The sequence below is a fragment of the Mesorhizobium sp. LSJC280B00 genome, from assembly GCF_000502835.1.
Classification (GTDB): Bacteria; Pseudomonadota; Alphaproteobacteria; order Rhizobiales; family Rhizobiaceae; genus Mesorhizobium.
On the sequence record NZ_AYVL01000004.1, the window covers coordinates 280,872 to 300,532 of the forward strand.

18 protein-coding genes, 1 tRNA gene and 1 pseudogene are annotated in these 19,661 nt (G+C 64.0%); 11 read left to right on the forward strand and 9 right to left on the reverse strand.

Annotated elements, in window-relative coordinates:
• Positions 1-61 precede the first annotated feature (61 nt).
• Both X773_RS47605 and X773_RS47615 read right to left on the reverse strand, forming a co-directional pair.
• On the reverse strand, positions 62-871 hold the full coding sequence (locus X773_RS47605) for an NADH dehydrogenase (protein ID WP_023675403.1): 810 nt from the start codon (positions 869-871) through the stop codon (positions 62-64).
• 391 nt (positions 872-1,262) lie between these two features.
• Complete coding sequence (locus X773_RS47615; RefSeq protein ID WP_023675405.1) at positions 1,263-3,098, reverse strand: M3 family oligoendopeptidase; 1,836 nt, start codon at positions 3,096-3,098, stop codon at positions 1,263-1,265.
• Between the two features lie 152 nt (positions 3,099-3,250).
• On the opposite strand from X773_RS47615, the gene X773_RS47620 reads away from it, so the two are divergent.
• The 3 genes from X773_RS47620 (at position 3,251) to X773_RS47630 (ending at position 7,199) form a co-directional block, all read left to right on the forward strand.
• Positions 3,251-4,813 carry a sigma-54 dependent transcriptional regulator gene (locus tag X773_RS47620; protein WP_023675406.1) on the forward strand — a complete coding sequence of 521 codons (1,563 nt, stop codon included), beginning with the start codon at positions 3,251-3,253 and terminating at the stop codon, positions 4,811-4,813.
• 359 nt (positions 4,814-5,172) lie between these two features.
• The gene (locus X773_RS47625; RefSeq protein ID WP_023675407.1) at positions 5,173-7,041 is read left to right on the forward strand and encodes a DUF882 domain-containing protein; all 1,869 of its coding nucleotides are present in this window, start codon (positions 5,173-5,175) and stop codon (positions 7,039-7,041) included.
• 84 nt (positions 7,042-7,125) lie between these two features.
• Positions 7,126-7,199: transfer RNA gene (locus tag X773_RS47630), tRNA-Gln, on the forward strand.
• A 47-nt stretch (positions 7,200-7,246) separates the two neighbouring features.
• Here X773_RS47630 and X773_RS47635 read toward each other — a convergent pair.
• Positions 7,247-7,899, reverse strand: a pseudogene (locus X773_RS47635) (2-dehydro-3-deoxy-phosphogluconate aldolase).
• On the opposite strand from X773_RS47635, the gene X773_RS77265 reads away from it, so the two are divergent.
• Positions 7,826-8,050 (forward strand): hypothetical protein, encoded by a 225-nt coding sequence (locus tag X773_RS77265; protein WP_198023542.1) that lies wholly within the window; start codon positions 7,826-7,828, stop codon positions 8,048-8,050. The pseudogene X773_RS47635 and the gene X773_RS77265 sit on opposite strands and share 74 nt — an antisense overlap.
• Positions 8,051-8,068: 18 nt before the next feature.
• Positions 8,069-8,989 carry a rhodanese-related sulfurtransferase gene (locus X773_RS47640; RefSeq protein WP_023675408.1) on the forward strand — a complete coding sequence of 307 codons (921 nt, stop codon included), beginning with the start codon at positions 8,069-8,071 and terminating at the stop codon, positions 8,987-8,989.
• A 22-nt stretch (positions 8,990-9,011) separates the two neighbouring features.
• Here the strand turns inward: X773_RS47640 and X773_RS47645 are convergent, their stop codons facing one another.
• Positions 9,012-9,371, reverse strand: a complete 360-nt coding sequence (locus tag X773_RS47645; protein ID WP_023675409.1) for a ketosteroid isomerase — start codon at positions 9,369-9,371, stop codon at positions 9,012-9,014.
• 277 nt (positions 9,372-9,648) lie between these two features.
• On the opposite strand from X773_RS47645, the gene X773_RS47650 reads away from it, so the two are divergent.
• Both X773_RS47650 and X773_RS47655 read left to right on the forward strand, forming a co-directional pair.
• Positions 9,649-10,395 (forward strand): tellurite resistance TerB family protein, encoded by a 747-nt coding sequence (locus X773_RS47650; protein WP_023675410.1) that lies wholly within the window; start codon positions 9,649-9,651, stop codon positions 10,393-10,395.
• A 223-nt stretch (positions 10,396-10,618) separates the two neighbouring features.
• Positions 10,619-11,374, forward strand: coding sequence for an SDR family oxidoreductase (locus X773_RS47655; RefSeq protein WP_023675411.1), 756 nt, complete (start codon positions 10,619-10,621; stop codon positions 11,372-11,374).
• 175 nt (positions 11,375-11,549) lie between these two features.
• Here X773_RS47655 and X773_RS47660 read toward each other — a convergent pair whose 3' ends face one another.
• The 3 genes from X773_RS47660 to X773_RS47670 form a co-directional block, all read right to left on the reverse strand.
• Positions 11,550-12,866: an IS701 family transposase gene (locus X773_RS47660; protein ID WP_023675412.1), complete on the reverse strand. Its 1,317-nt coding sequence runs from the start codon at positions 12,864-12,866 to the stop codon at positions 11,550-11,552.
• 102 nt (positions 12,867-12,968) lie between these two features.
• Complete coding sequence (locus X773_RS47665) at positions 12,969-13,349, reverse strand: YciI family protein (protein WP_023675413.1); 381 nt, start codon at positions 13,347-13,349, stop codon at positions 12,969-12,971.
• A 22-nt stretch (positions 13,350-13,371) separates the two neighbouring features.
• Positions 13,372-14,556 carry a pyridoxal phosphate-dependent aminotransferase gene (locus X773_RS47670; RefSeq protein ID WP_023675414.1) on the reverse strand — a complete coding sequence of 395 codons (1,185 nt, stop codon included), beginning with the start codon at positions 14,554-14,556 and terminating at the stop codon, positions 13,372-13,374.
• Between the two features lie 83 nt (positions 14,557-14,639).
• Here X773_RS47670 and X773_RS47675 point away from each other — a divergent pair, with 83 nt between their 5' ends.
• From X773_RS47675 to denD, 4 genes are all read left to right on the forward strand, one after another.
• Positions 14,640-15,326, forward strand: coding sequence for a GNAT family protein (locus X773_RS47675; protein ID WP_023675415.1), 687 nt, complete (start codon positions 14,640-14,642; stop codon positions 15,324-15,326).
• Between the two features lie 113 nt (positions 15,327-15,439).
• Positions 15,440-16,423 carry a cation diffusion facilitator family transporter gene (locus tag X773_RS47680; RefSeq protein WP_023675417.1) on the forward strand — a complete coding sequence of 328 codons (984 nt, stop codon included), beginning with the start codon at positions 15,440-15,442 and terminating at the stop codon, positions 16,421-16,423.
• Between the two features lie 62 nt (positions 16,424-16,485).
• On the forward strand, positions 16,486-16,692 hold the full coding sequence (locus X773_RS47685; protein WP_031211377.1) for a hypothetical protein: 207 nt from the start codon (positions 16,486-16,488) through the stop codon (positions 16,690-16,692).
• Between the two features lies 1 nt (position 16,693).
• Complete coding sequence (denD, locus tag X773_RS47690) at positions 16,694-17,665, forward strand: D-erythronate dehydrogenase (protein ID WP_023675419.1); 972 nt, start codon at positions 16,694-16,696, stop codon at positions 17,663-17,665.
• A 171-nt stretch (positions 17,666-17,836) separates the two neighbouring features.
• Here denD and X773_RS47695 read toward each other — a convergent pair whose 3' ends face one another.
• Together X773_RS47695 and X773_RS47700 are read right to left on the reverse strand one after the other, a co-directional pair.
• Positions 17,837-18,988 (reverse strand): nickel/cobalt transporter, encoded by a 1,152-nt coding sequence (locus X773_RS47695; protein ID WP_023675420.1) that lies wholly within the window; start codon positions 18,986-18,988, stop codon positions 17,837-17,839.
• Complete coding sequence (locus tag X773_RS47700) at positions 18,985-19,653, reverse strand: DUF1007 family protein (protein ID WP_023675421.1); 669 nt, start codon at positions 19,651-19,653, stop codon at positions 18,985-18,987. Before X773_RS47700 ends, X773_RS47695 begins: the two co-directional genes overlap by 4 nt.
• Positions 19,654-19,661 lie beyond the last annotated feature (8 nt).

Below are 19,661 nucleotides of genomic sequence, written 5' to 3' on the forward strand. Positions count from 1 at the left end.
GCAAAAACAAATGCGGCGCCAGTGGGCGCCGCCTTGTTCCAAAATGCCACCTTGCGATGGATCAGGTGTTGCTGGCTTCCCCCGCGGTCGGGAAGCGGCGCGCAAATTCCTTCTCGTCACCGGCGGCAAGCAGTTTCGCCTGCTCGATCCAGCGTTCACGTTCGATACGGCCGTCGAAATTCAACGTCGCCTCGATCCGCTTGACATCGTCGGGTGTCCAGGCGGCGATCTGGGCATAGGTCGTGACCCCAAGCCCTTTGAGCAGCCGCTCGTTGGTCGGGCCGATGCCGATCAGGCGACGCAGATCGTTGGCTTTGCCTGCCGCGGTGGCTGTTGCCTTGCCGGTCGCGGCTTTCTTTGCAGATGGCGCGGCCTTGCTTGCCGCCGGCGCAGCCTTGCTTGCCGCTGGCGCGGTCGTCGGCGCGGCGCTCGCTTTCGATGCAGGCGGTTTCGGTGTTGCCGTTTTCGCGGCACTTGCGCGTGGCGCGGTCGCGGCCTTCGCCGTTGCAGATTTCTTCGGCGCCGGTTTGGCCGGTGCGGATGTCGACATCAGCGTTGACGGCGCCTGCATCGCGGCTTTGGTCGCGCCGGTCTTGGCGGCTGGCGCCTTGGCTGTTGCCGCCTTCGCGGTTGGCGCCTGGGTGGTTTTCGCCTCGCCCAGCCGGCGTTCGAGATCGGCGCGGGCGCGGCCGCATGCATCCAACTCACCGGTCAGACGGTCGCTATCGGCCCGCAATCTGTCGCGTTCGCTGCGCGTGCGGTCTAGATCGCCGCGCAAACTGTCGAGTTCGCCACGCAGGCGTCCCCAAATGAACCAGCCAACCAACACACCTACCAGGAACGCCAGGAGCATGTAGAAAAAAGTGCCCATTGTCTTTCTCTCTCCAGTCCGATCCGTCCGCCCTGGCCTGTGGAGCCATGACCTCGGCGAAGGACCATTCGATGGTGGTTCCGCAATTTGCAGAACAGCCGGCTTCGATCGAGCTGTCGGCGACCGGTTTGCCCCTGGCCAACAACCGTTGTCGCATCCGCCGACACGCCATGACCGGTCGGGATTTTCCGACCGGATCCATTCGTGCCCGGCTGAGCTTGAGGGCGGACGCTATCATACAGCTTACGGGAATCTAACGGAAAACTTCCATGGAAAGTTATTTAAGAACAAATATCCAAGACAAGAATAGAACCATCGCCAATATGCATTGCAGCTAAACTGTTCTGGAAAACCCGGTCATCCGGTGTTGCGCATCACCCAGTGTTGCGCATCAATTGTCCAGTGCTTCCAGCTCGTCGATCAGTCCGCTGATCACGCCAAGCCCGATCTGCCAGAAGGCAGGGTCGGCCGCGTCGAGGCCGAACGGCGCTAGAAGCTCGGAATGATGCTTGGTGCCGCCGGCGCGCAGCATGGCAAAATATTTCTCCTGAAAGCCGCGCTCGGCGTTCTGGTAGACCGCGTAGAGCGAGTTCACCAGGCAATCGCCGAATGCATAGGCATAGACGTAGAAAGGCGAGTGGATGAAGTGCGGGATATAGGTCCAGAAAATCTCGTACCCTTCGCGCAGCTTGATCGCCGGCCCGAGGCTTTCCGCCTGCACTTCCAACCAGAACTGGCCGAGCTTGTCGGAGGTCAGTTCGCCGCTCCTGCGCTCGGCATGCACTTTGCGCTCGAACTCGTAGAAGGCGATCTGGCGCACGACCGTGTTGATCATGTCCTCGACCTTCTGGGCGAGCATGGCCTTGCGTTCGCGCTTGTCGGTGGTCTGCTCGAGCAGCGAGCGGAAGGTCAGCATTTCGCCGAACACCGATGCGGTTTCGGCCAGCGTCAGCGGCGTCGACGCCATCAAGGCGCCCTGGCCGCCGGCCAGCACCTGGTGCACGCCGTGGCCGAGCTCGTGCGCCAGCGTCATCACGTCGCGCGGCTTGCCCATGTAGTTGAGCAGCACATAGGGGTGCGCCGAAGGCACGGTCGGATGCGCGAAGGCGCCAGGCGACTTGCCGGGTCTCACCGGTGCATCGATCCAGTTGCGGTCGAAGAAAGATCTGGCGATCTCCGCCATGTCGGGCGAAAAGCGCTGGTAGGCGGAAAGCACGGTGTTCTTGGCCTCGTCCCAGCCGATGACCGCCTGCGGGGTCTCCGGCAGGGGCGCATTGCGGTCCCAGTGGTTCATCACCTCCATGCCGAGCCAGCGCGCCTTCATCGCATAATAGCGATGCGACAGGCGCGGATAGGCGTCGCGAACCGCGGCGGCGAGTGCATCCACTACGCTGCGTTCGACGCGGTTGGCGAGATGGCGGGAATCGGCAATGTCCTCGAAGCCGCGCCAGCGGTCAGAAATCTCCTTGTCCTTGGCCAGCGTGTTGGTGACCAGCGTAAAGACGCGCAAATTCTTGCGGAATGTCGTGGCCAGCGCCTCGGACGCCCGGCGGCGCACCTCGCCGTCTGCGTCCTGCAGGCGATTGAGCGCCGGCTCCAGCGTCAGCTCCTCGCCGTCGACGTCGAAGCGCAAATCGGTCATCGTCTCGTCGAACAGGCGGTTCCAGGCCCCGCGCCCGGTGATCGACTTTTCGTGGAAGAGTTGCTCGATACGGTCTTCGAGCTGATAGGGCTTGTCCTTGCGCAGATCGAGCACCCAGGGCCGGTAGTGGGCGAAGGCGAGATCGGCGGCGAGTGCGTTTTCGATCGCGCCATCCTCGATGAGGTTCAGCTCGAGCGCGAAAAACAGCAGGTGCGCGCTGGCATCGGTCATCTTTTCCTGGATGTCGCCATAGACCTTGGCGCGCTGTGGATCCGACGTGTTGCCGGCATAGACAAGCCCGGCATAGGAGACGATCCGGCCGATCAGCTCCTCCAGCGCTTCATAGGCCTGAAGCGCCTCGCCCAGCCTGCCGGCGCTGCCACGCCCGGCCTCGGCGGCGAGCGTGCCTTTCCAACGGCTCTCGAAGGCGATGGCATCGGCGGCGGCCTTGGCGATGTCGCGCTTCAACTCGGGCGCTTCCATGCCCGAATAGAGATCGGCCAGATTCCATTCCGGCAGGTCGCCAAGCTCCGCCACGCCCTGACCGGGCGCCGCCGCCAGCTTTCGAGCAAAAACCATGCGCATTGCCGATCCTTCCAGACACAAAAATTCGAGGAAACGAGAAGCCGGTCAAATCCTAAGGAATTCATTCACCGGGTTTTTTGAAAGCTTATTTAGAACCCTGTGCCAAGATGATCCATAGGGCGCATTCTCGGGCGGGCACGGTCGGATCAGTCATGGCAGCTTCCATACTCATAGTCGATGACGATCCCGTGCAGCGCAGGCTGCTCGAGGCGGCGGTGACGAAATTCGGCCACACCGCGATCGTCGCCGATGGCGGCGAGGCCGGTCTCGATCTCGTCGACGGGCCCAATGCGCGCGACGTCTCTGTGGTCATCCTCGACCTTATGATGCCCGGCCTCGACGGCATCGGCGTGCTGAAGGCGATGCGCGAGCGTGGCATCCACATTCCCGTCATCGTGCAGACCGCGCAGGGCGGCATCGAAACCGTCGTTTCGGCAATGCGTCACGGCGCCTTCGACTTCGTCGTCAAGCCGGCCTCTCCCGACAGGCTGCAGGCGTCGATCGGCAACGCCCTCAAGGTCGAAGCGCTCGAAGGCGAACTGAAGCGCTCGTCACGGCAGCGCGGCGGCCATCTGACGTTCAAGGACATGATCACCCACAGTCCGGCGATGGATCGGGTGATCCGGCTCGGCCGCAAGGCGGCGGCGTCCAACATTCCGATCCTGATCGAAGGTGAATCCGGCGTCGGCAAGGAACTGGCGGCGCGCGCCATCCAGGGCAGCGGCGACCGCCGCTCGAAACCCTTCGTCACCGTCAATTGCGGCGCCATCCCCGACAATCTGGTCGAATCGATCCTGTTCGGGCACGAGAAGGGCTCGTTCACCGGCGCCACCGAAAAACATACCGGCAAGTTCGTCGAAGCGCACACCGGCACGCTGTTCCTTGACGAAATCGGCGACCTGCCGCTCGACGTGCAGGTCAAGCTGTTGCGCGCCGTACAGGACGGCGAGGTCGATCCGGTTGGCGGGCGCTCGACCGTCAGGGTCGACATCAGGCTGATCTCGGCAACCCATCGCAACCTGCTGCAGCAGGTCAAGGACGGCAAGTTCCGCGAGGACCTGTTCTACCGGCTGAACGTCTATCCGATCTTCGTGCCGCCATTGCGCGACCGTCGCGACGACATCCCCTATCTGGTCGAGCACTTCATGGAGAAGGTGGCACCCGCCGATCCGCGCCACCGCCTGCGGGGCATCTCGGCTGCGGCGCTTGCCATGCTGCAGGCCTATGATTGGCCGGGCAATATAAGGCAGCTCGAAAATGCCGTCTTCCGGGCTTCGGTGCTTGCCGACGGCGACATGCTGACCGAAGAAGAGTTCCCGCAGATCCGGGCGCAAGTCGAGGGCACGGTCAATCTCGATTCGGGTATCGCCTTGCCAGCTCCAGGGGGGCCAACTCCAGGGTGGCCAGCTTCCGGAGTGGCTTCGGGCAGCCAGCCGCGCGACAACATATCGGCCGCTGGCGGCATCGCAGCCGCCGACGCCGATGCACCAGCCAAGTCTCGTTTCGGCACGCTGCGGGCGCTCGACGAGCGCGGCAATGTGCGTGCGCTGGCCGACGTCGAACTCGAAATGATCAAGCTCGCCATCGATCACTATAACGGCCAGATGAGCGAAGTCGCCCGCCGCCTCGGCATCGGCCGGTCGACGCTCTACCGCAAGCTCAAGGAATACGGCATCGACCCGGAAACCGGCCGCGTCGAACGGCTCGCTTCCTGAGTCATAGGGCCAGGCCGGTTCTCATCCGGACATCATTCCACGCAACTGCGCCTCGAAATGATGTGTTCGCCACAGTGTTCACGTATTAAGGCGGACGGTAACAGATCGTGTTTCGAGCTGGCGCCAAAACATGATCTAAACCAACGGTTTACCAAGATATCCTGCGCAATATTTTTGGCGGGATATCGCCACCGTGTTACCGCATTTCGGCTTCAATAAGCGATGATTAACCATTAGGATCGATATTCGGATGCACACACCTCGCATCCGTTTGGTCAAATCCGGGGACAAAACGGCAGCCTGCAAGGCCTTTTGATTTGAACAGAATCGAACGACACAAAAACGGGCGGCATTATCACATGAGCGTCTGGCCGAGATGGCTGGCAGCGGTGATTGTTGCCGTCGGGTTCCTTGCAGCGGCGGCAACCGGCGCCAGCGCCGAGACACGTTCGCTGAAGCTCTATCATCTCCACACGCATGAAAAGGCGGAGATCGTCTACAAGCGCAATGGCCGCTACGACCAGGCGGGCTTGCGAAAGATCAACATCATCCTGCGCGACTGGCGTCGCAACGAGCCGACCAAGATGGATCCGCGGCTGCTGGACCTTGTCTGGGAAGCGTACCGGGAGAGCGGCGCGACCGACTACATCCAGGTCGTCTGCGGCTATCGTTCGCCGGCCACGAATTCGATGCTGCGCAGCCGCAGCAGGGGCGTCGCCGAAAAAAGCCAGCACATGCTCGGCAGGGCGATGGATTTCTATATTCCCGGCGTGCCGCTGAAGAAGCTGCGCGACGTCGGCCTCAGGATGCAGGGCGGCGGCGTCGGCTACTATCCCAGCTCCGGCTCGCCCTTCGTGCATATGGATGTCGGCAATGTACGCCACTGGCCCGGCATCAGCCGCCAGGAACTGGCGCGCGTGTTCCCCAACGGCAAGACGTTGCATGTGCCGAGCGACGGCAAGCCGCTGCCTGGCTATCAACAGGCGCTCGCCTCCTACAAAGCCCGCAAGGGCGCCGGCGCGCCGGCCATTGAACTCGCCAGCGCAAGCGGCGGTGCCAAAAAATCCCGTGGCTTCCTGGCAGCCCTCTTCGGCGGTGGCGACGACGAGGCGGACGACAGCGCCGACGTGGCGATGGCCGAGCCAGCGCCAAAGCCCCGTAACGTGAAGCCGGCGCCATCCGCCAAGAGCAGCAACCTGCCTGGTATTGCTATCGTCGCGCCTCAGGATGCCAAGCGCGCCGAGATCCCGGAAGTCGCCGATGCTCCAGGGCCTGCGCCAGAACCGGAGAACGACACGCCGGAGACGATCATCGCGGCATTGCCGGCGCGCAGCATCCCGCTGCCGGATTTTGCTCCGCGTCCGAAGACCGACGTCGGCGCTCAGCCGCCTGAGAACGTTCCGTTCGGCGTGGCGGATGCGGCTGGATCGACTGAACAGGCGGTGGCGACCGCGCAAGCGCCGGCAAGCGTGACGCCGGCCAGTGTGGCACCGGCAAATGTTCCGTTCGGCATAGCAGACCCGTCTGCTGCCGCCGGCCCGGTGCAGGTCGTTGCAAACAATATTCCCGTGCCGAGCTGGCGGCCCGATCATTCGCTGCCGGCCGATCTTTCGCCGGCGGGTCTTGCGCCGCAGGACAAGCAAGTGTTGCTGGCGCTGGCAAGTGCGGCCGAGCGGAGCAACACCGCCACCGACGCATTCTCGGTATTGCCGTCGGCGCGGCCCGACAGTTCCCAGCCCGACGAGGTCAAGGCCGTTCTGGAAAGGGTCAGCGCGACCGACGAATACAAGGTCGCGTCGCTTTCCGAGCAAGCATCGGTGTTCGAGGAACCGGCGAGCGACGACGGGGCATTGAGCGACGGGGCATCGCCGCGCGAGGCCATCGTTGCCCGCGCGGCCGGCTCCGATCCGGCCGCCGTCATCGGTGCAGGCGTGAAGACCACACGCAAGGAACCCAGGGCCACCGCCCGCGACCTGAAGCCCGGCCCCAAGCCGGTGGTGGTCGCCGCCGCGCCGCAGGCCGCCCGGTGGGCGCTGCACAGCGGTGAGTATGTCGCAACCGTTTCAGATGCGACAACCGCGCCGCGCTACGCCTACGACTTCGTCCGTACGGCACCGAGCGAGGTCTATACGATAGGCTTCCAACCGGGCAACGAGATGGCCGACGCAAACCGGTTCACCGGCAAAGCCGTCAAGTTCATGTCGGTTGCCCGCTTCAAGACTGAGTAGGCCGCGCTGGGCACCTCGCGTGACTGCCTCCACCGCCGGCACTGGCTTCCTTCATCCAGGGATGCTAACCACTGGTCGGCATTCTCCCGCTTCGTCTAATGGTAGGACAGCGCCCTTTGAAGGCGTGAATCGTGGTTCGAGCCCATGAGCGGGAACCAGCCGGCGAACCAGATCGGCGGCGGCTTTTGATGCAGAAGATGCTAGTCTAGCGCCCGAGCTTGCTTGCCGCGCGCGCCAAGGCTTCGATCTCGTCCCATTTGCCGGCCTTCACCAGATCGTCCGGCGCCACCCAGGAACCGCCGACGCAGATGACGTTGGGCAGGCTGAGGTAGTCGGCGGCGTTCTTGCCGGTGATACCGCCGGTCGGGCAGAATTTCACGTCGGCAAGCGGCGAGGCGAAAGCCTTGAGCGAGGCAATGCCGCCCGATTGTTCGGCCGGGAAGAATTTCAGAAAGCGCAGGCCGGCTTCGCGCGCGGCCATGACCTCTCCAGGCGTGATGGCGCCGGGCAGCAACGGCACGTCGCTGTCCTTGGCTGCCGCGAGAAGCTCGCGGGTGATGCCGGGGCTGACGATGAATTTCGAACCGGCGGCCGCCGCCTCGCCGAACTGGCGGGCGTCCAGGATGGTGCCGGCGCCGACGACGGCGTCTTCGACCTCGCCTGCCACCCGGCGGATCGCCTCCAGCGCGTCGGCGGTGCGCAGCGTGATCTCGATCGCCGGCAGGCCGCCGCGGNCAGGCCGCCGCGGGCCAGCGCCCGGGCCAGCGGCACCGCGTCGGCGGGATTGGCGATCTTCAGCACCGGTATGACCGGCTGGCCGTTGAGGAGCGACAGGAGCTTTTCGGTCGTGCTGGGCATTCGTCGTCTCTCCTCTGTTGATCAAGTCGACCGGTTAGCAGAAGGCGGTTTTTCTGTCCACGAAACGCGGCGTGTCGCGATGTCACGCGTGGTGTTCGAAACCCGTCGCGAGTGGACCGCTCTCGGCTCTGCCTTGATCCGGCTGTCGTGAGCGTTTAGTGGCTTGGAGATGACACTGTCCAGCCAAGCCTTCCGTGTTGCCGCGCTTTACCGCTTCGCTCGGCTCGACACCTTCGAGGCGCTGCGCGCGCCGCTTGCCGCCTTCTGCTGCGTACGCGGCATCAAAGGCACGCTGCTGTTGGCGCGTGAGGGCATCAACGGCACGGTCGCCGGCAGTGAAACGGCAATCGCGGCGCTCATCGATCATCTCGAATCCATCGACGGTCTCGCCGGTCTCGAGATCAAATACAGCAACGCCGCAACGATGCCGTTCCACCGCATGAAGGTGCGGTTGAAGCGCGAGATCGTCACCATGGGCGTGGACAATATCGATCCGGCGGCAGGTGCAGGCACCTATGTCACGCCGGCCGACTGGAATGCACTGATCTCGGATACGGGTACCATCGTCATCGACACGCGCAACGCCTACGAGGTATCGCTCGGCACCTTTAAGGGCGCTGTCGATCCCGCCACCAGCAGCTTCCGCGAATTCCCGGCCTGGGTCGAGCAGCATCGGCACGAGCTAGACGGGCGCAAGGTCGCCATGTTCTGCACCGGCGGCATACGCTGCGAGAAGGCGACGGCCTATGTGAAGTCGCTCGGTTTGGAGGATGTGTTCCACCTCAAGGGCGGCATTCTGAAATATCTCGAGGACGTGCCCGCCGAACAGAGCCTCTGGCAAGGCGAATGCTTCGTCTTCGACGAGCGCGTTTCGGTATCGCACGGGCTGGTCGAAGGCGAGGCCGAACTCTGCCGCGCCTGTCGGCATCCGCTAGCCGCCGAAGACCGGCTGTCGCCGAGATATGCTACCGGCGTTTCATGCCCGCATTGCTTCGATGCCCGCTCGGACGAAGATCGCGCCCGCTACGCCGAGCGCCAGCACCAGGTCGAGCTGGCGCAAGCACGCGGCGACCGCCACATCGGAAGTTAGCTTCACGTTAAGCAACTTTACGTCAAGCAACAGCGAAGCGATCGATGACCCACAGCCATGTCCCGTCGCTCTGCCGGCGCGCGACCTCGGTGGTGATGGTGCCGTCGGGAAGCCGGGTCGAGGTCAGCGCCAGGTCGCCATTGACGACAGCCGGACGCTGATCTCCGGACTGAAATTTTCGGCCGGTTGCGGTGATCTCCGCGAACAGCCCCCGGATGGCTTCGCGGCCGAACGTCAGCTGTCCGCCACCGCTGTCGATGACGGCATGCTGCTCGAAAAGCGCGGCCATGCCGTCAATGTCTCCGACCCATTGCCGTGAAATCAGCAGGCGCTCCAGTTCCTGGGGATCGCGTGCCGGCTGGCGGTCTGTCTCATCGGTCATGCCAGGCTCCTCTCAAGCGACATGCCGCGACATTAGTCGAAGTCGGGGGCGGTTTCGACACGTCCAATGTCCAGAGCGTCGCGTGTTTTTTGGGCGCGGAAGGAGGCTGCAGCACTGTGATTTCCGCGTGAAATCCCAGCAGATGTCGGTGCGAGGTCATGCGTGGCAGCGGGCAAAAGGATGCGCCGCGTCATTGTAATGTCAAACTGCGGGACCTAGGTCTTCGACGTGCAAACCTGCCCGCGCACCTTCGGCCGGGCCAATTCTGGAGGCATAGATGTTCGATCCCAAGAAGCTCCTCGACGATCTGCTCGGCTCGCAAATTCCCGGCACCGGATCGACCGTCCGCGACAAGGCCGGGAAGGCGGTGCAGATGGCCAAGGACAATCCGCTTGCCGCTGGTGCGCTGGCCGCGGTGCTGCTCGGAACCGGCCCAGGCCGCCAGGTCACCGGCGCGGCGGTGAAGCTTGGTGGGTTGGCTGCGATCGGTGGCCTCGCCTACAAGGCCTACCAGAACTACAAGAACGGCAACGCGCCGGCCGAGACGCAAGCTGCAGGCGAACCGGAATTGCTGCCGCCGCCGGCCGATACCGCCTTCCATCCGTCGCAAGCGCCGCAGGGCGAAGACGAATTCACGCTGACGCTGGTCAGGGCGATGATCTCGGCGGCGAAGGCCGACGGCCACGTCGATGACGAAGAGCGGCAGAAGATCGCCGGCAAGCTCAGCCTCGCCGGCGTCGGCGCCGAAGCGGAGAAATTCCTGATGTCGGAACTGGAGGCGCCGCTCGATCTGGATGTGCTGATCGCAGGGGCCAAGACCGATGCGCAAAAGCTGGAACTCTACACCGCCTCGCGTCTTGCCATCGATCCGGACACGCGGGCCGAACGCGGCTATCTCGACCTGCTTGCCGGCCGTCTCGGCTTGCCGGACGCGCTGGTCGATCATGTCGAGGCGACGGTGACGGCGGCGAAGGTGCCGGCAGCGGGCAGCACGGCCAAGCCGGTGAGCGGTTCGCGCTGGTAGCTTGAAAGTAGGGCGGCGGAAACCCGGTGCGCCGCTGGCGTTAGCTTCTCGTTAATTCGGTGGGCGCATGATTCAGGCAGTCGGATCGGCTTTCCTCCTCCCAAGCCCGGTTCGGATCAGGGGCGGTCGCTAATGGCCGCCCTTTTTGTGAGCACAGCCTTTGCGCCGGCTTGCCATGGTTCCCGTCATTTGCGATGCCTCGTCCCTTTCAGGGAGTACAGCCATGACCGACTCTAAAACCGCCATCGTAACCGGCGCCGGCACGGGCATCGGCAAAAGCGTCGCCACGGCGCTGCTCAAGGCCGGCTGGAACACGGTCTTCTGCGGTCGCCGCAAGCCGGTGCTGGAGGATGCGATCGCCGCGGCCGGGCCGACGCAGGCCAAGGCATTGGCCTTCGCCTGCGACATCAGCAAGGCCGATCAGGTCGACGATCTGTTCGAGACGGTGGCTGCGGCTTTCGGGCGCGTCGACCTGCTCTTCAACAATGCCGGCACGAGCTACAAATCGACGTTGATCGACGACATCCCGGTCGACGTGTGGAACGACATCGTCGGGGTCAATCTCACCGGCTCGTTCCTGTGTGCTCGCGCCGCGTTCGGCGCCATGCGCAGGCAGCAGCCGATGGGCGGCCGCATCATCAACAACGGCTCGGTATCGGCCTATGCGCCGCGGCCGGGCTCGGTGCCCTATACGGCGACCAAGCACGCCATCACCGGGCTGACCAAGACGCTGGCGCTGGACGGCAGGCCCTTCGACATTGCTTGCGGCCAGATCGACATCGGCAACGCGCTGACCGACATGGCGCAGGCGATGACGGTCGGCGTGCCGCAAGCCAACGGCACCATTGCCGCCGAAGCGGTGATGGATGTCGAGCGCGTCGCCGATGCCGTCCTCCATATGGCCAGCCTGCCGCTCGACGCCAACGTGCTGTTCATGACCGTGATGGCAACCAAGATGCCGTTTGTCGGGCGAGGGTAGGCAACCGGTCCAGGTACATGTCGTTGTCCCAAACCGCTGCGCACTTTTGGGCGACATGCACTAGACTAGCACTACTTTGGCAGATTTTTAGCGGAGAGGGTTCCGCGGCAGTGGGGACAACGGATTGGGGGCGGCTGCNAATGAGTCTACGTCCTAGCACTACTTTGGCAGATTTTTAGCGGAGAGGGTTCCGCGGCAGTGGGGACAACGGATTGGGGGCGGCTGCGCGAGCGCGGTGAGGATGGCTTGCCTGACGGCGGGTAGGCTCGGTTGGGGCGGCGGGCCGAGGATTCTTTTTTCCCCCTCCCGCTTGTTTGAGGCGGCGAGATTGCAGGAAGGCGTAGGCGATCATCGTCATCAGCGCGTGCCGGTGCAGGCCCGTCCATGAGCGCCCCTCGAAGTGGTCGAGGCCAAGTTCCTCCTTGAGCTGCTGATGCGCCTGTTCGCAGACCCAGCGCGCCTTGATGGCGCCTGCGATCTGCTTGAGCGAGGTGTCGGCGGGCAAGTTGGAGAGGTAGTATTTGCGCTCGCCGGTCGAGCGGTGCTCGCCGATCACCCAGACCTCCTCGCCAGGCAGATGCTGAGCGCCCATGTCGCGGATGCGCTGGGGTGGGCCATCTGCAACCCGGACACGGACAGCGGCGAAGCGGGCCGAGAGGCGGCCTTTGGTGCCACGCCGCCAACTGACCGTCCGCCATTGGGCTTTTTCCAGCATCGCCTGCGCGGTCATCGACTTCACATCGGGGATATGCCGGCGGCGCGGGCGGCCGTGTCCGGCAACGGGGAAGATCATCGCTACGTCGGCGGCATAGACCTTCTGCTTGAACGGGATACCGACGGCCCAGGTAAGGCCGCGCTCGGTGAGCGCCTGCCGGAAGGGGGCGCTCAAGCCATATCCGGCATCGGCGAGCACGCAGCCAAAGCGTAAGCCGGCTGCGCGAGCCCGGTCGATCTCGGCCAGCGCGATTTCGGGCTTGGTCCTGTAGGCACGATGGCCCTCGGGCACACCGGCACGGTCGAGCCGGGCGGGATCGGAAGTCCAGCTCTCGGGCAGAAACAGTCGCAGCCCCACCATGACCGGCACTTCGCCAGAGGCCAGCGTCAGCGACACCAGCGTCTGGCAGTTGGCGTTCTTGCCAAGCGCCGAGGCATATTGCGGCGCGACGCCGACCGAGTGGCGCCCCTTCTTGGGGAGCGCGGTGTCGTCCACGATCAGCCACGCATCGTTCCCGCCAACTTGTCGGTCGGCCTCCGCGAGCAGCACCTTCTCCAGCGGCGCAGCATCCCACACGCCGCTCGCGATGAAGTGGTGCAACTGGTCATAGTTGACGCCTGCGTCGCGCGCCGCCATCGGTTGGACGCTCTTGCGATCCCCAAGGCCAATCAGCCCAGCAATATAGGCCGGACACATCCGCGCACGCGTCTTGTGCCTCAACGCCGAGACGAACGGCTCAAGCCACCGCTCCAGATCGAGTTGCCAATCCCTGTTCATGGCCGGCCCCTCCAACAGCCGACCTCTCATGAATCACGCAAAACCGCTCTTGGGAATCCTCGAAACGCTCCCGGAGCTAAAAATCTGCCAAAGTAGTGCTAGCTAGGGCCGCGTGACCGGGAGCGGCACGCCGGGAAGGAACAGCGAAATCGGGCGGATTTCGTAGACGGCGGTCGGATTGACGTGGCGAAGGTCGCGCGCAATGTCGATGGCGGCGTCACGGCTGGCGCAGTCGACGACATAGAGCCCCAGCAATTGTTCCTTGGTCTCGGCGAAGGGGCCGTCGATAACCATTCCGGTGCCTGGCCCGCGCAAGGTGCAGGCGTCTTGTGTCGCGCCGAGCCGGGCCGCCGGCCCAAGGGTGCCTTGCCGGTAGAGCCGATCGTTGATCTGGAGAAGATCGGTCATCAGCGCCGCATCCTGCTCAGGCGTCAGTGCCGTAATCGCTTCTTCCTCGTGATAGGCAAGAATGGCATAGAACATCTGGCTTCTCCTTTCGTCGTCCTCACTTCGCCAGGAACGCCTCGATCCGCTCCAGCGCGCGCAGGATGTTCTCCTCGGAATTGGCGTAGGACAGCCTGACATAGCCTTCGCCGAGAATGCCGAAATCGGGGCCGCCGATCAGCGCCACGCCGGCATCCTCGAGCAGCGCCGAGGCGAGCTTCTTGGCCTTCCAGCCGGTCTTGGAAACATTGGGGAAGGCATAGAAGGCGCCTTTCGGCGTAATGCAGTAAACGCCGGGCAAGGCATTCAAGCCTTCGACCACGACTTTCCTGCGGCGGTCGAAGGCGCGCATCATCTTGTCGACATCGTCCTGCGGGCCGTCGATGGCGGCTATGCCGGCATACTGGCTCGGTGCGTTGACGCAGGACCAGCAATTGACCGCCAGCTTGCGCACCTTGTCGTAGAGATGCGCGCCCTTGTCGCCATTCGGCCAGATCGACCAGCCCATGCGCCAACCGGTCATCGCCCAGGTCTTCGACCAGCCGTTGAGCACGATCAGCCGGTCGCGGATTTCGGGGAAGGCGAGCAGCGAGCAGTGCGTCTCGCCGTCATAGGTCATCACGTCGTAGATCTCGTCGGAGAGGATGGCGACGTCCGGGTGCGCTTGCAGCCCCCTGACCAGCTTTTCAATCTCGGCGCGCGGCGTGACGCCGCCGGTCGGATTGGCCGGCGAGTTGAGAATCAGCAGCCTAGTCTTCGGCGTGATCAGCGCCAGCGTCTCCGCAGCCGAAAAGGCAAAGCCGTTCTCCTCGCGCATCGGCACCGGGATGGGGGCAGCACCGGTGAACTCGATCATCGAGCGGTAGATCGGAAAGCCGGGATCGGGATAGAGAATTTCGGCGCCCGGCTCGCCGAACATCAGGATGGCCGCGAACATGGTCGGCTTGCCGCCGGGCAGGATCATCACCGCTTCGGGCGAGACTTCGACGCCGGTAGTGGCCAGCGTGCGGCGGACCACCGCTTCGCGCGTCGCCAGCAGGCCGTTGGCCGGCGTATAGCCGTGATGGCCGTCGCGCAGCGCCTTGATCGCGGCCTCGACGATGTGCTGCGGCGTCTTGAAGTCGGGCTGGCCGATGCCGAGATTGACAATGTCGCGGCCCTGATGGGCAAGTGCCGTGGCACGCGCCAGCACTGCGAACGCATTTTCCTCGCCGAGGCGGTCGAAGGCCGAAATCGTGTGGAGCATTTTTCCTGTCCGTGTGGTTCTTTCAGCGAGCGTGCGTTTTTGTGAGCGTCCGCCCGCAAAAGTCAAACGGATTGGAGTTTTCGGTGTCGGAAAATCTCAAGAATTGGCAACCGCGCCCGCGGCCCGAACGCAAGGTGCTGGAGGGGCGAACTGTCAGGCTGGAGCCGCTCAACGCCGAAAAGCACGGCGACGGCCTGTTTGAGGCCTCGTCGGTGGCCGATGTCGACGGCCGCTTTGCCTGGCTGCCAGACTACCCGCCGGAGAGCCGCGCCGCCTTCCAGCCATGGCTGGACAAGGCGGAAGCCAGCGAAGACCCGCTGTTCTTCACGGTCATCGACAAGGCCAGCGGCAAGGTCGCCGGGCGCCAGACGCTGATGCGCATCGACGCCGCCTACGGCGTCATTGAGATCGGCAACATCTATTGGGGCCCGCTGATCTCGCGTAAGCCGGCGGCGACGGAAGCGCAGTTCCTGTTCATGAAGTATGTCTTCGACGAGCTTGGCTACCGCCGCTACGAATGGAAATGCAACAACCGCAACGAGCCGTCGAAGCGCGCGGCGGAACGTTTCGGCTTCAAGTTCGAAGGCATTTTCCGTCAGCATCTTGTGGTCAAGGGCGAAAACCGCGATACCGCGTGGTATTCGATCATCGACAGGGAATGGCCTGATCTGCGCAGAGCCTATGAGGCGTGGCTCGATCCGGCCAATTTCGACAGCGAGGGCCAGCAGAGGCGGCGGCTCGAGGATTTTCGCGCCGAGTTCGGTGCCTGACCATGATCCCGAAAAGTGGAATCCGGTTTTCGGATAAGATCATGGTCAAACAAGAAGACAAAGCCTCCATCCCGAATCTGCCGGGATGGATCAGGCTCTAGCAGGGGCTATAGATGGCGCATACCCACGACCACGCTTCGCAGGGCCACGACCACAGCCATGGCGCAGGTCATGTGCACGGCTCGACCGACAAGAAGCGCGTGCTGATCGCTGCCTGCCTGACCGCCGGCTTCATGGTCGCGGAGACGCTGGGCGCCATCTTCACCGGTTCACTGGCGCTGCTGGCGGATGCCGGCCATATGCTTGCCGATTGCGTCGCGCTCGGCCTTGCCTGGTATGCCTTTCACCTTGCGAGCCGGCCGGCGACCGTGCGCCTCACCTACGGCTTCGGCCGGGTCAAGACGCTGGTCGCCTACACCAACGGCATCGCCATCTTCGCCATCGCGCTGTGGATCGTCCACGAGGCTTGGGGCCGCTTGCAAGCGCCGGCTCCGGTGCTCGGCGGGCCGATGCTGGTCGTCGCGATCGCCGGCCTGCTGGTCAATCTCGGCTCGTTCTACGTGCTGCATGGCGGCGACCGCGGCAGCCTGAACATGCGCGGCGCCATCCTGCATGTGCTCGGCGACCTGCTCGGCTCGGCAGCGGCGATCGTCGCGGCGCTGGTGATCCTGGCGACGGGCTGGACGCCCATCGATCCGATCCTGTCGGTGCTTGTCGCGCTGCTGATCCTGTCCACGGCCTGGTCGCTGATGCGCGAGGCAGCTCACGTCCTGCTCGAGGGCGTGCCGGCAAGCCTCGACCGCGACCTGATCGCGAGGGACATCGAAGGCTCGATCAAAGGCGTGCGCGAGGTGCATCACATGCATGTCTGGTCGCTCGACGGCTCCAGCAACATGGTGACGTTGCATGCCTGCCTCAATGACGGCGTCGACGCGCATATGGCGGTAAGCGCGATCAAGAAGCGGCTTGCGCAGGAGCACGGCATAGCCCATGCCACCGTCGAACCGGAATTCGGCCGATGTGCCGACAGCCATGAGCATGATGGCGAGCACGATCACGCGCATGATGCGGCACCGCACCGCGGCCATTATCACTGACTTCGGGAGTTCCTGGCATTGGCAACGATCGACATGAACTCTCGCCACCCTGGCGCCGCGTGATGGACCGCGACACCCGCAATGCGGCGATCGGCGCCGCCTGGATTTTGCTGCTGTTCGGCATCGCAGCCTATTATCTTCCAACGGTGATGCTGGCGGTCGGCAAGGTCTCGACGGTTCTTGCCGGCGTCGTCGCGGCGATCTTTATGGTGGCAATCTTCGTCGTGTTCTGGCTGCGTAGCCGCAGCCAGCGCAAAAAAGGAAAGTGACATGCGCATTCTGATTACCGGCGCGGCAGGCATGGTCGGCCGCAAACTCATCGCCAGGCTGGCCAAGGACGGGACGCTCGGCGGCCGCAAGATCGCCGCGCTCGATCTTCACGATATCGTGCCGCCGCAGGCGCCGGTGCTCGAAGGTGTCAGCATTACCCTCCACACCGGCGACCTTGCCGCACCGGGAGCGACCGCAAATCTGGTCGCGCCGCGCCCCGACGTGATCTTTCATCTCGCCGGCGTGGTGTCGGGCGAGGCGGAGGCCAATTTCGATCTCGGCTACCGCGTCAATCTCGACGGCACCAGGGCGCTGTTCGATGCCGTTCGGCTGGCCGCATTTGCGCCGCGCGTCGTGTTCACCTCGTCGATCGCCGTGTTCGGCGCACCGTTTCCCGACATCATTCCGGACGAGTTCCACCCGACGCCGCTGACCTCCTACGGCACGCAGAAGCTGATCGGCGAGGCGCTGCTTGCCGACTATACGCGCCGCGGTTTCTTCGACGGCATCGGCATCAGGCTGCCGACCATCTGCGTCAGGCCGGGAAAGCCGAACAAGGCGGCCTCAGGGTTCTTCTCCGGTATCATCCGCGAGCCGCTGAGCGGCCATGAAGCGATCCTGCCGGTGCCGCGCTCGGTCGTCCACACACACGCCAGCCCGCGTTCGGCGGTGAATTTTTTGATCCATGCGGCTCAGATCGACGGCGCCGCCGTCGGGCCGCGCCGCAACCTGACGATGCCGGGCGTCGCCGTCAGCGTCGGCGAGCAGATCGAAGCGCTGGAACGTGTCGCCGGCGCCAAGGCGGTGAAACTGATCCGCGAGGAGCCCGACGAGACGATCTGGGCGATCGTCAAGGGCTGGCCGACGCGCTTCGAGGCGCGGCGCTCGAGGGAGCTTGGCTTTGCCGCCGAGACGAGTTTTGATGAGATCATCCGCGCCCATATTGAGGATGAGCTGGGCGGCAGGATTTAACGTGGCGCCGTCTTCCTTCTCCCCTTGGAGAAGGTGGATTGGCGCGCAGCGCCAAGACGGTTGAGGGGTGCTGGACGGAGCGCTGTTGGCGCCAAGCTGGAACACCCCTCATCCGTCGCCTTCGGCGACACCTTCTCCCACAAGGGGAGAAGGGAGAGTCGCGCCTGGACGTCACCCGCCGGTCGTCAGGCTGGCCGAGAGCAGCAGCAGGCCGAACAGGAAGACGAAGGCGGCGCCGCCGATCTCGACGATCGAATGGATGCGGTTGCCCATGCGGCCATCGCCGGCGAAATACACCGCCCAGTTCTTCGCGGTCACCGCAAGCGTCGCCAGAGCCGAGACGGTGATTGCGGTGCCGAGCGCCATGGCCAGCACCGAAAGGATGCCGCCGAACCACAGCCCATTCAGCAAGGCGAAGCTCAGGACGATCAGCGCGCCTGAACAGGGGCGGATACCGACGGCAGCCACCGCCGACCAGGCCGTGCGCCAATCGAAGCGATCACCGGAAAGCAGCGCCGGGTCGGGCGCATGCGAGTGTCCGCAGGTGTCGCAGACCTCGCCCGCCGCATGGCTGTGGTGATCGTGTGCAGCATGGGCGTGGTGGTGGTCGTGGGCGCCGTGATCGTGATGGTCATGCGCATGATCGTGGTGGTCATGCGCATCAAGCGCGTGGGAATGTGCCGCATGGGCATGTGAATGGCCGGCATGTGAATGGCCGGCATGGGCAGCCGAGAGGCTGTAGCCCGGATTTGCGCCGAACAGGCGAAGGATGGCCGGGCCGGTCTTGCGCCACAGCAGCCAGGCGCCGAACAGAGTGACGAAGACATAGCTCATGATTTCGAGGAACCATGCGGCGTCTGTCATCGAGACAGCAGTGCCGCGCAGCAAGAAATAGGCGACCAGCATCACCACGATCGCGGTCAGCGCCTGCAGCAGGGCCGAGACGAAGGACAGCATGATGCCGCGCCGGAGCGCCACTTCATTGGCCACCATGTAGGAAGAGATCACCGCCTTGCCGTGACCGGGGCCGGCGGCGTGGAAAATGCCATAGGCAAAGGACAGGCCGATGAGCAGCCACAACTTGCTACCGTCCTGGCGCATCGCCTTCATCGCGCCGGCAAGCGCATGATAGAATTCCTGCTGGCGCAGATTGATCCACATCAGGATGTGGGCGAACGGGCCGGTGGTTGGGGCCGTCCCGTCATTGGTGCCGATGCCGAGCGAACTCTGGGCGTGGGCGGAGCCGAGGAAGTGCGTCATCACCAGGGTGGCGGCCAGAAGGCCGATGGCCAAACGCAGGGACGGTTTCGTCACTGGATCTATCCTTCCGGCTGACAGGTAAGTTCGAGCTTGGTGGCGAAGATCTTGCTCATGTCGGTGCCCGTCGGATCATTGAAGAACGCGTCGGTCAGGGTCTTCTGGTTCTGGGCGATTGCCTCGTCCGGGTTTGGGCGGATGACCTTGCTGGTGCAGGTCGAGGGCAAGCCATCGACCTGCAGATTGGCATCCTCGGTGAAGTCGATCGCGGTGTAGAAGGTCGGGTCGTAGACGCCGATATCGATCTTGCCGTTGAGCTTGATCGGCACCTTCGGTTCGGATTCGAACAGGATGATGAGCTGGTCATTGTCGAAATTGGCCATCAAATGCGGCGGTGGGTTCATCGCCACGTCCTTGCCGTCGACAGTGACGAGCTGGAAATAGTTGAACTCGGCAAGCGAGGCATGGACGGTGTCCGCAACATCCTTCAACTCCTTGTCATCGAGTTTCAGGTCGGAATTCTTGTCGAACTCCATCATCACCGTGCTCGAAAACAAATCGTCGAAGCGCCAGAGATGACGCAATGACTTCACGGTTTGGTGATCCGGGCCGAGGACCACTTCGAGGCGGGCTTCGGCGAAGACGTGGGGATGCACCTCAGCCGGCCCGACGGCGGCAAACGTCGCGGTCAAGGCCGAGGCCAGCATGATGGCTTGCTGTTTCAGGTGCATTCTCGGTC